This is a genomic window from Streptomyces sp. NPDC048191, from assembly GCF_040652655.1.
Classification (GTDB): domain Bacteria; phylum Actinomycetota; class Actinomycetes; order Streptomycetales; family Streptomycetaceae; genus Streptomyces.
Genome location: NZ_JBEZMO010000002.1, coordinates 213,960 through 228,116, shown reverse-complemented (window position 1 = coordinate 228,116; position 14,157 = coordinate 213,960). Strand labels below are relative to the sequence as shown.

At 72.6% G+C, this 14,157-nt stretch carries 14 protein-coding genes; 5 read left to right on the top strand and 9 right to left on the bottom strand.

Going from position 1 to position 14,157, the window contains the following annotated elements; translation table 11 throughout:
• Positions 1-109 precede the first annotated feature (109 nt).
• Positions 110-1,531 carry a PLP-dependent aminotransferase family protein gene (locus tag AB0D93_RS04050; protein ID WP_362112534.1) on the bottom strand — a complete coding sequence of 474 codons (1,422 nt, stop codon included), beginning with the start codon at positions 1,529-1,531 and terminating at the stop codon, positions 110-112.
• A gap of 46 nt (positions 1,532-1,577) precedes the next feature.
• Here AB0D93_RS04050 and AB0D93_RS04045 point away from each other — a divergent pair, with 46 nt between their 5' ends.
• Positions 1,578-2,129, top strand: coding sequence for a carboxymuconolactone decarboxylase family protein (locus AB0D93_RS04045; protein WP_362112531.1), 552 nt, complete (start codon positions 1,578-1,580; stop codon positions 2,127-2,129).
• Positions 2,130-2,223: 94 nt separating this feature from the next.
• Here the strand turns inward: AB0D93_RS04045 and AB0D93_RS04040 are convergent, their stop codons facing one another.
• The 3 genes from AB0D93_RS04040 to AB0D93_RS04030 form a co-directional block, all read right to left on the bottom strand.
• Complete coding sequence (locus AB0D93_RS04040) at positions 2,224-3,711, bottom strand: glutamate synthase subunit beta (protein WP_362112528.1); 1,488 nt, start codon at positions 3,709-3,711, stop codon at positions 2,224-2,226.
• A gap of 262 nt (positions 3,712-3,973) precedes the next feature.
• Positions 3,974-4,453, bottom strand: coding sequence for an anthrone oxygenase family protein (locus tag AB0D93_RS04035; protein ID WP_362113496.1), 480 nt, complete (start codon positions 4,451-4,453; stop codon positions 3,974-3,976).
• 164 nt (positions 4,454-4,617) lie between these two features.
• Positions 4,618-5,313 carry a DUF2293 domain-containing protein gene (locus tag AB0D93_RS04030; RefSeq protein WP_362112525.1) on the bottom strand — a complete coding sequence of 232 codons (696 nt, stop codon included), beginning with the start codon at positions 5,311-5,313 and terminating at the stop codon, positions 4,618-4,620.
• A gap of 703 nt (positions 5,314-6,016) precedes the next feature.
• Here AB0D93_RS04030 and AB0D93_RS04025 point away from each other — a divergent pair.
• On the top strand, positions 6,017-6,649 hold the full coding sequence (locus AB0D93_RS04025; RefSeq protein ID WP_362112522.1) for a uridine kinase: 633 nt from the start codon (positions 6,017-6,019) through the stop codon (positions 6,647-6,649).
• Between the two features lie 44 nt (positions 6,650-6,693).
• Here AB0D93_RS04025 and corA read toward each other — a convergent pair whose 3' ends face one another.
• Positions 6,694-7,821 carry a magnesium/cobalt transporter CorA gene (corA, locus tag AB0D93_RS04020; RefSeq protein WP_362112519.1) on the bottom strand — a complete coding sequence of 376 codons (1,128 nt, stop codon included), beginning with the start codon at positions 7,819-7,821 and terminating at the stop codon, positions 6,694-6,696.
• A gap of 222 nt (positions 7,822-8,043) precedes the next feature.
• On the opposite strand from corA, the gene AB0D93_RS04015 reads away from it, so the two are divergent.
• Positions 8,044-8,838, top strand: a complete 795-nt coding sequence (locus AB0D93_RS04015) for a methyltransferase domain-containing protein (RefSeq protein WP_362112516.1) — start codon at positions 8,044-8,046, stop codon at positions 8,836-8,838.
• Between the two features lie 318 nt (positions 8,839-9,156).
• Here AB0D93_RS04015 and AB0D93_RS04010 read toward each other — a convergent pair whose 3' ends face one another.
• Both AB0D93_RS04010 and AB0D93_RS04005 read right to left on the bottom strand, forming a co-directional pair.
• A complete protein-coding gene (locus AB0D93_RS04010; RefSeq protein WP_362112513.1) occupies positions 9,157-10,080 on the bottom strand; it encodes a PfkB family carbohydrate kinase in 924 nt (307 codons plus the stop codon).
• Complete coding sequence (locus AB0D93_RS04005) at positions 10,077-10,985, bottom strand: pseudouridine-5'-phosphate glycosidase (RefSeq protein ID WP_362112510.1); 909 nt, start codon at positions 10,983-10,985, stop codon at positions 10,077-10,079. The genes AB0D93_RS04010 and AB0D93_RS04005 overlap by 4 nt, the downstream gene beginning before the upstream one ends.
• A gap of 101 nt (positions 10,986-11,086) precedes the next feature.
• Here AB0D93_RS04005 and AB0D93_RS04000 point away from each other — a divergent pair, with 101 nt between their 5' ends.
• On the top strand, positions 11,087-11,503 hold the full coding sequence (locus AB0D93_RS04000) for a VOC family protein (RefSeq protein ID WP_362112507.1): 417 nt from the start codon (positions 11,087-11,089) through the stop codon (positions 11,501-11,503).
• A gap of 10 nt (positions 11,504-11,513) precedes the next feature.
• On the opposite strand, the gene AB0D93_RS03995 is transcribed toward AB0D93_RS04000, so the two are convergent.
• Together AB0D93_RS03995 and AB0D93_RS03990 are read right to left on the bottom strand one after the other, a co-directional pair.
• Positions 11,514-12,068, bottom strand: coding sequence for a methylated-DNA--[protein]-cysteine S-methyltransferase (locus AB0D93_RS03995; RefSeq protein WP_362112504.1), 555 nt, complete (start codon positions 12,066-12,068; stop codon positions 11,514-11,516).
• Between the two features lie 41 nt (positions 12,069-12,109).
• Entirely contained in the window at positions 12,110-12,979 is an 870-nt protein-coding gene (locus AB0D93_RS03990; protein ID WP_362112501.1) for a glycerophosphodiester phosphodiesterase family protein, read from the bottom strand.
• 280 nt (positions 12,980-13,259) lie between these two features.
• Between AB0D93_RS03990 and AB0D93_RS03985 the strand changes: the two genes are divergently transcribed.
• Positions 13,260-14,117, top strand: coding sequence for an MHYT domain-containing protein (locus AB0D93_RS03985; RefSeq protein ID WP_362112498.1), 858 nt, complete (start codon positions 13,260-13,262; stop codon positions 14,115-14,117).
• Positions 14,118-14,157 lie beyond the last annotated feature (40 nt).

Below are 14,157 nucleotides of genomic sequence, written 5' to 3'. Positions count from 1 at the left end.
GCCGAGCCCCACTCCGGCCGACCGGATCCCGGCGCCGTCCCACGGCCGGCCGCCGGGCGCGAAGGTTTACGTCACCGCCGCCGACCCCGATCTCTGAACCGCCACACGCTCACCCCGGCGGCAGCACCCCGCACAGCGCCTCCAGCGCCGCGCCGTAGGCGTGTTCGGCGGCCGACGCATAGCCCACCACCAGTCCGTCGCCCGCCGTCGGCTCCGCCTGCGGATGCCGGAACGCGGCGAGTCCGTCCAGTGCGACACCCTGCCACGCCGCGGCCTTCACCACGGATGGCTCGGTGCCCGGCGGCAGCCGCAGCACCGCGTGCAACCCGGCCGCGATCCCCGTCACCTCGACCTGCGGCGCGTGCACCGAGAGCGCGGCGACGAGCCGGTCACGCCGACGCCGGTAGCGCTGCCGCATCCGCCGCACATGACGGTCGTACGACCCCGAGACGATGAACTCTGCTAGCGCCAGCTGGTCCAGGACGCTCGCCCAGCCCTCCCGCTCGCCCTTCGCCGCGAGCACGGGGGAGACGTACCGCTGCGGCAGGACCATCCAGCCCAGCCGCAGCGCCGGCGACAGGCTCTTGCTGACCGACCCGACATGGATCACCCGCTCCGGATCCAGACCCTGGAGCGCACCGACCGGCCTGCGGTCGTAGCGGAACTCGCCGTCGTAGTCGTCCTCCAGAACGACCGTCCCACGCGCGCGTGCCCAGTCGATCACCGCCGCCCGGCGCTCCGGGTGCAGCGGGCCGCCGGTCGGGAACTGGTGCGCCGGCGTGAGCAGCACGGCCCGCTCCCGCCCCAGCACGTCCACCCGCGCACCGTGCTCGTCCAGTGGCAGCGGCACCGTCTGCACCCCGGCCGTGGCGAGCACCCCGCGGTGGAACTCCAGCCCGTACGCCTCCACGCCCAGCGGCCCGCGCAGCACGCCTCCCGCGCCCTGGCCGAACAGCAGCCGCAGCGCGTGCGCGAAGCCCGAGCAGACGACGATCCGGTCCGGGTCGGTCCGCACCCCACGCGCGCGTGCCAGATACTCGGCCAGCGCCTCCCGCAGTTCCCGCCGGCCGGCCGGGTCCCCCGGCCCGAACGCCTCGCTCGGAGCCGCCTGGAGTGCCCGCCGATAGCAGGCCGACCAGGCCGCCCGCGGGAACGCCGAGGCATCCGGCGTGCCCTGGCGCAGATCGTGCCGCGGACCACGCGCGCGTGCGGGTGCCTTCACGGGCGTCCGCGCGGCGTGCCGCAGCGGCTCCGTACGCTCCGCCACCCGGGTGCCCGACCCTTGACGGGCGGTCAGCCAGCCCTCCGCGACCAGTTCCGCGTACGCGTCGGCCACCGTGTTGCGGGCCACGCCCAGGTCCGCGGCGAGCGACCGGTACGGCGGCAGCCGGGTGCCCGGCGCCAGCCGTCCACTGCGCACGGCCTCCCGCAGCGCCCGGGTGAGCGCGGCCCTGCGCCCGCCCGGACCCGGCAGTTCCAGATGCAGATCGGCGCCGATCCGCTCGGCGGAATTGACCCACGATTCCGTCATGAAAATGCACCCTATCGCCGGTCTGTCGGGCTCGTAGGTTGAAGTCATGACGACGCACACGACGACGCACACGACCACGCACACGACCACGCACAAGACGACCGCCGCAGACGGCATCACCAGCGCGATCGCCGAGGCCGAGGCCTCCCGCACCCGACTGGACTTCGCGAAGTCCGCGCCGAAGGTGTTCCGCGCCGTCGTCGGCTTCGACGCCGCCGCCCGCGCGGGCCTCGACCCGGCACTGGTCGAGCTGATCCAGATCCGCGCCTCGCACCTCAACCACTGCGCCTACTGCCTGCACATGCACACCAGCGACGCCCGCAAGGCCGGCGAGAGCGAGGACCGCCTGCACATGGTCGCCGTCTGGCGCGAGGCCCGCCACTTCTTCACCCCGAGGGAGCAGGCCGCCCTCGCGCTCACGGAGGCCCTCACCCTCGTCGCCGACGCCGGCGTCCCCGACACCGTCTACGCCGAGGCCGCGGCCCGCTTCGACGAGGAGGAACTCGCCCACGTCATCGCCCTGATCTGCACGATCAACACGTGGAACCGGGTGGCCCTGTCGACGGGAAAGGTGGCGGGCACGGACGAACGCAAGTGACCCGAGCACGGCCGGCGCCCACGGCGCGACGCTCACGATCCGACCGTCCGGCCGGAACGCCGCCAAACGGCCACGAGGAACCGTCGGCCACCGCCTACACCCGCATCGGCCGATCCCCCGGCGAGACCGGGGCCGGCAGCCGTGAACTCCCCGTCAGATAGCGGTCGACGGCCGCTGCTACCGCCCGCCCCTCGGCGATCGCCCAGACGATGAGCGACTGCCCGCGCGCCGCGTCACCCGCGGCGAACACCCCGGGCACGTTGGTCGCGAAACCGTCGTCCCGGGCGATCGTGCCGCGCGGAGCGAGCCGCAGCCCCAACTGCCCGATCAGCCCGTCCTCCTGGTCCGGCCCGGAGAACCCGAGGGCGAGCAGCACGAGATCGGCCGGAATCGTCCGCTCGGTGCCCGCGACCGGCTGCCGCCGCTCGTCGACCTCCACCAGATGCAGCGACCGCACGTGCCCGCCGTCGTCCCCGGTGAAGCGGAGCGTGGACGCCGCGAACAGCCGCGCGTCCGCGTCCGCCGCCGGTGCCGTCCGCAGGTCCCGGGCCTCCTCGTGCGCGGCCGACAGCCGGTAGATCTTCGGGTACGTCGGCCAGGGCTCGGTGTCCTCGTCGCGCTCGGCGCCCGGCTGCGCGTAGATGTCCAGCTGGGACACGGACGCGGCCCGCTCGCGCACCGCGGTCCCCAGGCAGTCCGCCCCGGTGTCGCCGCCGCCGACGATCACCACGTGCTGGCCGGCCGCCGACAGCGGTGACACCTCCAGGTCCCCCTCGCACACCCGGTTCGCCAGCGGCAGATACTCCATCGCCTGGTGAATCCCGCTCAACTCCCGGCCCGATACCGGAAGTTCCCGCCACGCCGTGGCCCCCGTGGCGATGACGACGGCGTCGTACCGGCCCCGCAGCTCCACCGCCCCGACGTCCCGCCCGACGGCTGTCGACGTACGGAACTTCGTCCCCTCCGCCCGCATCTGTTCGATCCGCCGCTCCAGATGCCGCTTCTCCATCTTGAACTCGGGGATCCCGTACCGCATCAGGCCGCCGATCCGGTCGTCCTTCTCGTAGACGGCGACCGTGTGCCCGGCCCGGGTCAGCTGCTGTGCCGCGGCGAGACCGGTGGGCCCCGAACCGATGACGGCGACCGTCTTTCCGGTCAGCCGCTCGGGCGGCCGCGCCGGGACGAAACCTTCCTCCCAGGCCCGGTCGGCGATCGCGCACTCGACGTTCTTGATGGTGACGGCCGGCTGGTTGATCGCCAGGACGCACCCCGCCTCACAGGGCGCCGGACACAACCGGCCGGTGAACTCCGGGAAGTTGTTGGTCGCGTGCAGCCGGTCGCTCGCCGCCCGCCAGTCCTCCCTCGAGACGAGGTCGTTCCACTCCGGGATCAGATTGCCGAGCGGACAGGCCTGGTGGCAGAACGGGACACCGCAGTCCATGCACCGGTCGGCCTGCTTGCTGATGATGGGCAGCAGCGCTCCCGGGACATACACCTCGTCCCAGTCCCGCACCCGCTCCTCCACGGGCCGCCGCGGCCACTCCTGGCGCGGCGTGGTCATGAACCCCTTGGGATCGGCCATGGTCGTCTTCCTCGCGTACGGATACCGCGCGGGTACCGGGTGTACGACGGGCCGTACGTCATCGGGGGGGCGGCATCCTTCGGCACTCTTCCGGCCACGATACGTCCGCCCCGACCGGCGCGCAGAGCGGTGGACAGCGGGGTGGACGGCGGGGCGGACGGCGGGGTGGACAGCGCTTTCCGAGGGGACCGCTGATTGTCAGGGATAGGTCAGGCTGTCGGGGGCAGGCCCGGGTCAGGCCAGGGATGGGGCCGTACGGCGGTCAGGTGAGCGCCAGCACGTAGACCAGGGCGGTCGTGGCGGAGGCGACGGCGCGGACGTGGTTCCAGAACGTCCACTCACGCACGTACGCGGGCCAGTACACGGCGGCCTCCGGGGCGCCGGGGGTCAGCCGGGCCAGTCTGTCGTTGCGCGGGACGTTGGCGACCACCGTGAGCCCGAACGAGCCGAAGATGTACAGCGCGCTGCCCAGCAGCAGCTCGAGCTTTCCCGCGTCCGGCCACACCACGAACGTCACCACCGCGATCATCGCGCTCAGCACCGCCGAGCCGGTGAACACCGTCATGAAGGCAGGCCGTACCGCCGCGCCATTGATCGCGTTCATCGCCGACACTCCCTGCGCGGGCGGCAACGCGGCAAGCCCCCGCATCACGAAGGTCGAGAACGCGCAGAAGACGCCGGCCATCAGCCCAGTGCCGAGAATCCCCACCACGACCAGCACGAAGAACGGCCCGTCGATCATCTCCACGCCCCATCTCGTCTCGTCGCGTCCGGTCCGCGCGCCCGGCATCACCATCACTACCAGCAAATGCCCGGGAAACAGCGCCGGCCATGGCCGGGGAACTCGACGACATACGCCGGCGTCTCCCTCTCTCACTGCTTTGTCGCTAAATCCCCTCTCTCATCTCAGCCCACGTCCGCACCGGCGTCCTGCCAGGCCAGCAGCACGCTCTCCACCGCCGGGGCGATGCGGCGTCGTGCCTCGTACCGGGACACGCCGCTCATCAGCAGTTGGTCGTACGGCGTGTCCACGTGCCGTACCGCCGCCACGACCGCCGAGATCACCGCGCCCTCCGTCAGCGCCCGTCCTGCCGCGCTGCGCCCGACCCGCCCACTGCCCCGCGCGGACGCGTGCGCCGCGACAGCCCGCGCGCGATCGGCCGGGCAGCCGGGAAACAGCCGGAGGATCTCGGCCGCGAACGCCGCCGCGAACCGCTCGTCCTCCGCCGCCCTGCGCCGCGCGTCCCGTGCCCTCCGTCGGCGCCGCGCCTCCGCGTCCGCCAGGCAGCGGGCCTCGGCCCGGGCCAGCGCGGCCTCCTCGACGAGCACGCCCTGCCTCTCGTAACGGCTCTTGCGCCGGTTGAACCGCACCACCACGACCGACAGGCCGCTCTCCTCCCTGGACCTGCGGGTCAGTGCGGTGTCTCCGCGCGGCAGGAACACCAGGTGGCCGAGGTCCGCGCAGTCCAGGCAACGCGGCGCCCCGTCCTCCAGCACGAGCAGCGACAGCGGCCCGCGCCGGCACGCGGCACATCGCTTCGGCTTCAGCGCCTGGATGGCGACAAGCCGACCGGGGGAGTGGGGAGTTGAGGGAAGGGCCATACGCGGTACTTTCCCCGCCACCGCCCGCGCCTCCCACGCCTTGCCCACTCGCTCTCCTCCTCTCGCATGCCGTTCTCCTCCCCGCTCCCGAATGTGAACACCGGCACCCGCCTGGCCAACGGAGCGGAGCTCCGGCGGGCAGGCCACGCGGAAGCCCGCCGGGCCGTCCGTCCCCGGTCTGCCTCGCCACGCCGACCGGGCCATGGCCGCCGCCCTCGGCCGCCGCCTCCGCGCTGACGTCCTGCGCGCCGCCGACCTGCTGCGCCCGCTGGCCTACGCCCAGGGCCGGCGCTGCCCTGGGAAGGAGACCTCTGGGCGTTGCCATTCGGCGCCGTCAGCCGCCGTGGTTACACGGACCGCGACATCCGCCGGCCGCGCGAGGCGGCAGGCTCGTGCGGCGTCGAGGCCGTCGGGGACCACGCCTGTCCCCGACGGGCGCATGCTCACCGAGCCCGGCCCGGCCCGGACGGGCCGAGCCCTTCTCGGTGCTGCCCGCGCTTGGCGTGAGCCCCCGTCCACAGGCACTGCCGTGGGCCGCCGAGCCACCGCAGGCCACAGCTGATCCCGCCGAGCCACCGGACACCACAGCTGATCCCGCCGAGCCAGTGGACACCACAGCTGATCCCGCCGCTCTTCGCCCGCCGGACCTCGGCCCTGGGCCCGCACCGTCACCCCGCTGTCCGCCACCCGGCATCATGGGCCTGTGCGACTCGAAGCGATCACCTGGGACCGGCTCGCCGAGCTGCTCGCCGACCGGCTGGCGGGCCTGGAGACCGCCGACGGCGGTGCCTGGCCGCGTGTCGGCCTCGACGGTGCCCCGGCCGCCCGGCCCGGCGACCTCGCCGAGCGGGTCGGGCAGGCACTGCGTGTGCGTGGCCGGCCTTCACTCGTGGTCGGCGCCGAGGGGTTCTTGCGGCCGGCCTCACTGCGCCTGGAGCACGGGCGGCGCGACGCGGAGTCGTACTACGGCGGATGGTTCGACACCGGTGCCCTGTGGCGGGAGGTATTCGGCCCGCTCGACCCCGGTGGCAGTGGGCGCGTCCTGCCCGACCTGTGGGATCCGGCCACCGACCGGGCGACCCGCAGCACCTATGTCCAACTCCCGCCCGGCGGGATCCTGTTGCTCCACGGCCCCCTCCTGCTGCGCCACTGGTTCCCCTTCGATCTGACCGTGCACCTCCTCCTTTCCCCGGGTGCCCTGCGCCGCCGCACCCCCGAGGCCGATCACTGGACACTCCCCGCCTTCGAGCGCTACGAGTCGGAGACCGATCCGGCCGGCACGGCGGACGTCCTGGTACGCGCCGACGACCCACGCCATCCCGCCTGGAGCGGCTGAATCCGAACGGCCCGGCGGCGAGCCCGTGGTCGTACGGTCGCGGCTCAGAGCCAGCCGTTGCGCCGGAAGCCCCGGTACAGCGCCACGCACGCCCCCGCCATGACCGCCATGACCAGTGGGTAGCCGAACTGCCAGTGGAGCTCCGGCATGTGGTCGAAGTTCATGCCGTAGACCCCGCACACCATCGTCGGCACGGCGATCACCGCGGCCCAGGCCGTGATCTTCCGCATGTCCTCGTTCTGCGCGACGGTCACCTGGGCGAGGTGGGCCTGCAGGATCGAGTTGAGCAGTTCGTCGAAGGCGGCGATCTGTTCCTTGGCCCGGATCAGATGGTCCAGCACGTCCCGGAAGTAGGCCTGTATCTCCGGGGCGACGACTCGTATGGGCCGGGTGGCCAGGTCCTCCACCGGGCGGCCCAGCGGCACCACCGCCCTCTTCAGCTCCAGCAGTTCGCGTTTCATCTGATAGATGCGGCCGGGGTCGAGCCGTGCGCCGTTCTCGGAGAACACGTCCGTCTCGACCTGGTCGATGTCGGCCTGCACCGCGTCCGTGACGCTCAGGTAGTCGTCGACGACATGGTCGGCGATCGCGTGCAGCACGGCCGCGGGCCCCTTGGCGAGCTGGTACGGATGCGCCTCCAGCTCCTCGCGCAACGGGCCCAGCGAGCCGTGCCGGCCGTGCCGCACGGTGATGACGAAGTCCTCACCGACGAACACCATGATCTCGCCGGTGTTGACCACCTCGCTGGTCGCCGTCAGTTGTTCGTGCTCCACATAGCAGACGGTCTTGAACACCGCGAAGAGCGTGTTCCCGTAGTGCTCCAGCTTCGGGCGCTGATGGGCCTCGACCGCGTCCTCCACCGCCAGCGGGTGCAGGTCGAACAGCTCGGCGATGCCCGCGAACTCACGGTCCGTCGGCTCGTGCAGCCCGAGCCAGACGAACCCCTCGCCCGTCTTGCGCACCATCTTCACGGCATCGACGAGGTCGGTGCACTGCGGTACGCGCACGCCGTCCTGGTACGTCACGCAGTTGACCACCGACGAGCCCAGGGGCGACCGGGCGGGGTGGCTCAGGTCCACGCGCGGCCGTCGCCGGGCCAGCCGCGCCACCTTGCGCAGGCCACCGACCCTGCCGAGCCCCGTGACCTTGCGCAGATTCCCCGCCATGGACATCTGGATCTCCTCGCTTGGATCTCCTCGCGTAACGCTTTCGCGCCTTGCCGGGCCAGTCTGCCAGTCGAGGGCAAAACGCGGGTAAGCCTGTGGGAATATGAGGTTCCGCTTGGCTTCCGCCTGTGGACAGTGCGGCGGCGCCCCGGCCTCGGCCCCGCCCCGTGCTCGCGTTCGGGGCGTCGGACGATTCTGAACAAGACGCTCGAATGGGATGATCGGGGCATGACGCCATCCGACGGATACCTCCTGGACAACCGGCAGAACGAGGCGGGACAGCGCTTCGACGCCTTCGCCACCCTCTTCGATCCCACGACCTTCCGGCACATCGAGGCGCTGGGCATCGGGCCCGGCCTTCGTTGCTGGGAAGTCGGCGCCGGGGGCACCTCCGTGGTGTCCTGGCTCGCCGAGCAGGTGGGTCCCACCGGCGAGGTCGTCGCGACCGACATCGACACGTCGCGTCTCGCTTCCGTGGCTCGTCCGCCGGTGGAGGACCGCGTCCACGACGTGGGCGCGGAGGAACCGCCCGGTGAGGGCTTCGACCTGGTCCACGCCCGGCTCGTCCTCGTCCATGTCCCGGACCGCGAAAGGGCGTTGCGATCCATGATCCAGGCGCTGCGGCCCGGTGGCCGGCTGTTGGTCGAGGACGCCGACCCCGCTCTCCAGCCCTTGATCTGTCCCGACGAGTACGGGCCCGAGCAGCGGCTGGCCAACCGGCTGCGGCAGGGCTTCCGCAAGCTGCTCGCCGAACGCGGCGCCGATCTGTCCTACGGCCGCAAACTCCCGCGTCTGCTGCGCGAGGCCGGACTCGCCGAGGTGCAGGCCGATGCGTACTTCCCGGTGACGTCCCCTGCCTGTACCGCCCTTGAGGCCGCGACGGTCCGTCAGATCCGGGACCGTCTCGTCACCGCCGGGCTCGCCACCGACGAGGACATCGAACAGCACCTGGCCAACGTCGAGGCCGGCGGCATGGACCTGGCCACCGCCCCGATGATCTCGGTGTGGGGACGCAAGGGCTAGGGCTAGGGCTGGTCCGGCCGGTCCCTGCGACCGATGCCGTTCTGCGACCGGGTCCGGCCTCGACGGGTTCGTCCGGGCGTGCGGTGGCATCCGATGCACCCGGGCGCGAAGCCGCTTCCGCAGTCGGATGGCGCCCGGCATTGGCCGCACCACCCCGGGGTCGACTTCACGACGTCCTCATCGAGGCCGGCGCTCACCGGCTGACCCTGCTCTTCTCCGGCGGGCAGGCCACCGAGGTCCCGGGCGGATACCCTCCTTCGTCGCGGACAGGGGGGACGAGCCACTCACTCGACCGAGCGAACGCCGATCCCTCACCGGCTAGCCGTCGCCTCCCGGATGCGGCGGCCTGCCGCCGATCCTTTCCACCGCCTCCGCGCCCGCCCGGCAGCCCCGTGCCGCCGCCTCCTCCGGGTCCGCGCCCGCGAGCAGGGCGGCGAGGAACCCGCCGGTGAAGGCGTCACCGGCGCCCGTGGTGTCCCGCGGGACCGCCGGCGTCGCCGGGATCCGCGCCGGCGTGCCACCGGAACGGGCCACCAGCGCACCGTCCGCGCCCGCCTTGGCCACCACCAGCGGAACGAGACGGCTCAGTTTGGCCGCCGCGTCCGCCGGATCCGGCAGCCCCGTCAGCAGGCACGCCTCGTCCCGGCTGGGCAGCAGCACGTCCAGCCCCTCCGCGAACGCCAGGAACCGGTCCACCCCCAGCCGCACCAGGAAGCCCGCCGACGCCGGATCCATGCTGACCGGCACGCCACGCGCGCGTGCCGCGGCGAGTGCCGCCCGCGCGAGCTCCCAGCTCGGCTCTGTGAACAGCAGATACCCCGACAGGTGCAGCCGGGCGACGTCGTCGAGCAACGCGTCCGACCAGTCGGCGGGTTCGAGCCGCAAGGACGCCCCGCTGTCCGTGAGGAACGTGCGCTCCGCCGCCGCACCCGTGTCGACGAGGCAGATCACCGTCCCGGTGGCGGCCGCCGGATCGACCACCAGCCGGGGCCGCACCCCTGCCGCCACCAGCGCGCGCTCGTGCCACGCGGCCGCGTCCGCGCCCACCCGGCCCAGCAGCCGGACGTCCGCACAGCCGGCGTGCACCGCCCAGCAGGCCACGTTCGCGCCCGCGCCGCCCGGCAGCGTCCGGATCGCGGCGGCCGTGTCGGTGCCGGCCGCGAGCGGCCCCCGGTGCCGTGCGACCACATCCGTGACCACGTCACCCACGACCAGCAGGGCCCCGCTCCGGCCCGTGGTCACCCCTGGGTCCACGCCGTGGCGATCCGCGCCGCCAGCCGTACGTTGCCGCGCACGGCCGCCAGATTCGCGCTCAGGGACGCGCCGTCGGTGTGCCGGACCAGGTAGTCCAGCAGGAACGGCGTCACCGCCTGCCCGGTGACGCCCTGGTCCGCGCAGGCGCGCAGCGCGTCGGCCAGTACGCGCCCGTGCAGCTCCGGATCCAGCTGCTCCGCCTCGGGCACGGGCTGGGCGACGATCAGCGCCGACGCCGGCGCGTCGAGCGCGTCCTGGGCCCGCATGACGTCCGCCACCTGCTCCGGGGTGTCCAGCGTCCAGTCGACCGGATGTCCCGAGTCGGCGAGGTAGAAGCCCGGGAAGCGGTCCGTGCCGTATCCGGCGACGGCCACCCCCAGCGTCTCCAGCCGCTGCAGGGTCGCCGGAACGTCCAGGATGGACTTCACGCCGGCGCAGACCACCGTGATCCGGGTGCGTGCCAGCAGCCCCAGGTCGGCCGACTCGTCCTGGGTGACCGTCCACTCCCGGTGCACACCGCCCAGCCCGCCGGTGGCGAACACCCGGATGCCCGCGAGCGCGGCCAGCTGTGCCGTGGCCGACACCGTGGTCGCCCCGCTCACCCCGGCTGCCACGGCGAGGGGCAGATCGCGGTGGCCCAGCTTGCGGATGCCGTCCTCGTTCGCGACCCGCTCCAGCTGCTCCTTGTCCAGACCGACGCGGGGGCGGCCGTCGAGGACGGCGACGGTCGCCGGTACGGCGCCCTCCCGGCGCACCGCGTCCTCCAGCTCCAGCGCCACCTGGAGGTTGCGCGGGCGGGGCAGCCCGTGCGCGATGATCGTGGACTCCAGGGCCACCACCGGCCGCCGTGCGTCGATCGCTTCCCGGACTTCTTCCGACAACACCAGCACCACGCGCACCGCCTCCTGTCCGTCGGCCTTTCCTCCATCTCTGGCGGGCGCCGGCCGGCGCTAAACGCTTGCGGCCTGTGGGGGACGCCACCAGTCTGGGCCGCATGACGAACAACAGCACGCGTCTCGACCACGTCGTCCTGTGGGTCACCGATCCGGTCGCCGCGGCCGGCTTCTACGAGACGGCTGTCGGGCTGGAGCCGATCGGGGTCGCCGAGTTCGCCGAGGGAAAAGTGGCCTTCCCCTCTGTACGCGTCAACGAGGAGACCATCCTGGATCTCGCCCCGCTCACCTTCGCCGCACGGATGAGGATGCTGCCCGGTGCGGCCGAGAGCGCCGGCCACCCGGTCAACCACATCTGCCTGGCCCTGCCGGGCGTCCGCGCCCGCCTGGAGGACCACGGCGTCACCGTGTCGGCCATCGACCACGACCTGTCGGGCGCCCGCGGCAACGCCACCGGCAGCTTCTACTTCCGCGACCCCGACGGCAACGTCTTCGAAGCCCGGCACTACGACGACTAGCCGGGCCCGGTCAGAACAGCGGCTCGGGCAGGACCCCCTCCAGCGCGAGCAGTCTTCGCTTGGTCTCCAGCCCGCCCCCGAAGCCGCCGATACCGCCGTCGCTCTCCACCACCCGGTGGCAGGGCACGACGACCGGCAGCGGATTGGCCCCCATCGCCGCGCCGACCGCCTGCGCCCCGCCGGGCTGTCCGACCCGCCCGGCGAGATCGCCGTACCCCACCACGGTGCCGTACGGCACGCCGGCCGCCAGCTCGCGCAGCACCTGCCGGTTGAAGCCGGAGATCAGCGACCAGTCCAGCGGCAGGTCGAAGTCGTGGCGCTCGCCCGCGAAGTACGCCCGCAGCTGGCCTGCCGCCTCCGCCAGCAGCGGAGCGTCCGGATCCTCCACGGGAGCGGTGCCCAGCCGGGCCGCCAGCCCCTCCAGGGCGCGGTCGCGCACCGCGTCCGTGGCGTGGAAGACGACGTTGACGAGGCCGTCGCGGGTCGCCGCCAGCATCAGCGGCCCGATGTCCGTGCCCACCACGGTCCACACGACCTGCTGCTCATCCTGCCCATGGCTGTCCATGCGCCCACCGTACGACCCGCCACTGACAACGCCCGCCCCGCTCAGTCCGAACGCAGTGCCGCCCGCACCGCGTCGGGCTTGTTGGTGATGATCCCGTCGACACCGTAGCCCGCGACCCGGCGCGCTGTGGCGGCGTCGTTCACCGTCCAGGCGAACACCCCGAGCGGCCTGCCGTGCGGCCCGTGGAAGGCGTGCACGGCCGAGACGTACCCCAGGGTGAGCGAGGCGTACGAGGGGTTGACGAGGTCGGTGAAGCGCGCGTACGAGTGCAGCTGCGCCACGGTGGGCTTCCCGAGGTAGGCCGTGGTGACCGCGGGCCGCAGGGCGTGCACGGTCCGGATGCTCTCGGCGCTGAAGCTCTGCACGACGAGCCGCCGCAGATGCTTCCGGTCCAGCCAGCCCTCGGTGCCCAGGAGCTTCAGGGTCTGCTGCTCGAGGCCCGGATACAGCGCGGGATTCTTGATCTCCAGGAGCAGCTTCTCGTGGTTGTGCTCGACCCGGCGCATGTACTGCTTCAGCGTCGGCACGCGCGTGCCCGCGTACGCGGGGGAGTACCAGCTGCCCGCGTCCAGCCGGGCGATCTCGGCGGCGGTGAAGTCCTTCACCTTCCACGGTGCCCGGCCGGGGAAGACCTGCTCGACGTTGGTGGTGCGCCGGAGGCTGTCGTCGTGGATGACGACCAGCTCGCCGTCCTTGGTGCGCTGCACGTCGTTCTCGACCCAGGAGAAACCCAGCTGCGCGGCCTTGTCGATCGAGGCCAGCGTGTTCTCGGGGGCGTAGGCGGAGGCACCCCGGTGGGCGATCACCGTGGTATCGCCGACATCGCCGGCCCGGGCGGCGGACGTGGGGCTCAGGAGGGCCGCCGTGCCCAGGATCGCGGCGGCCGCGACGGCAACAACGCGTGCGTGCATGCAGACTCCTCGCGTCGAGCGAATACGGACAGCAACAAGACTGACAGCTGACCGTCACCGGCACCCGGGCGCACGATGACCACAGACCGAAGGGAGCTGTCCAAGTCCCCTCACGGCTGCCGCACAACTGGGGCAAGGCCGTGTTTCTTTGCCGGAAAATCGTTCGACCATTCCGGTGGAGGTCATACTCTCTGCGACAACCCTGACCGCCCGCGCGGTCCGGGGACCGGGGGGCATTTCACGTATTCCGGGACGCAAGAGGGCGGAAAGGCAGCCGCGGATGCAAGGCACGGTCGACGGATTCAGCTACGGGGCCGTCACCCCAGTGGTGGCCTATCTGATGGCCTGCCTCGGCGGCGCCCTCGGTCTGCGCTGCACCACCCGGGCACTGCTGGTCACGCACTCCTGGCGGCCCGCCTGGCTGACCCTCGGTGCCGCCGCGATCGGCTCCGGCATATGGACGATGCACTTCGTCGCCATGATGGGCTTCGCCATCAGGGAGGCCCCGATCCACTACGACCAGCCGGTCACCTACGCCAGCCTCGGCCTCGCCGTCGTCATGGTCGGCATCGGCATCTTCATCGTCGGCTACCGGGGCGCCACCGGCACCGCGCTGTTCACCGGCGGCACCATCACCGGTCTCGGCGTCGCCTCGATGCACTACCTGGGCATGGCCGGCGTGCGCTTCCACGGGCGGTTCACCTACAACACGCTCACCGTCGCCGCCTCCGTCGTCATAGCGGTGGTGGCCGCCACCGCCGCCCTGTGGGCGGCAGGACGTGTCCGCGGCTTCCTGTGGAGCGTGGGGGCGAGCCTCGTCATGGGGCTCGCCGTGAGCGGTATGCACTACGTGGGCATGGCGGCTCTCGGTGTCCACCTCGACGCCGCCTCCCACACCGGTGGAGGCGTTCCGGAGCCGTCCGTGCTCGCGCCCATGCTGATCGGACCGCTCGCCTTCCTGCTCCTGGCGGCCGTCGTCGTGGTCTTCGACCCGACGATGGTCCTGGGCCGGCCCGTCCACATGCCCGCCGAGCGCAAACCGGGTGTCCCGGCCGCGGCGGTACCCTCCCGCCTGGACCGCCGCCCCGCCCTCCACGAGGGGCGCCGCCCCGAGCACCACGGCTCCCGGAGCGCGTGAAACCGCAGATCGGGACCCGTTGTCAGTGCGGGGTCGTACG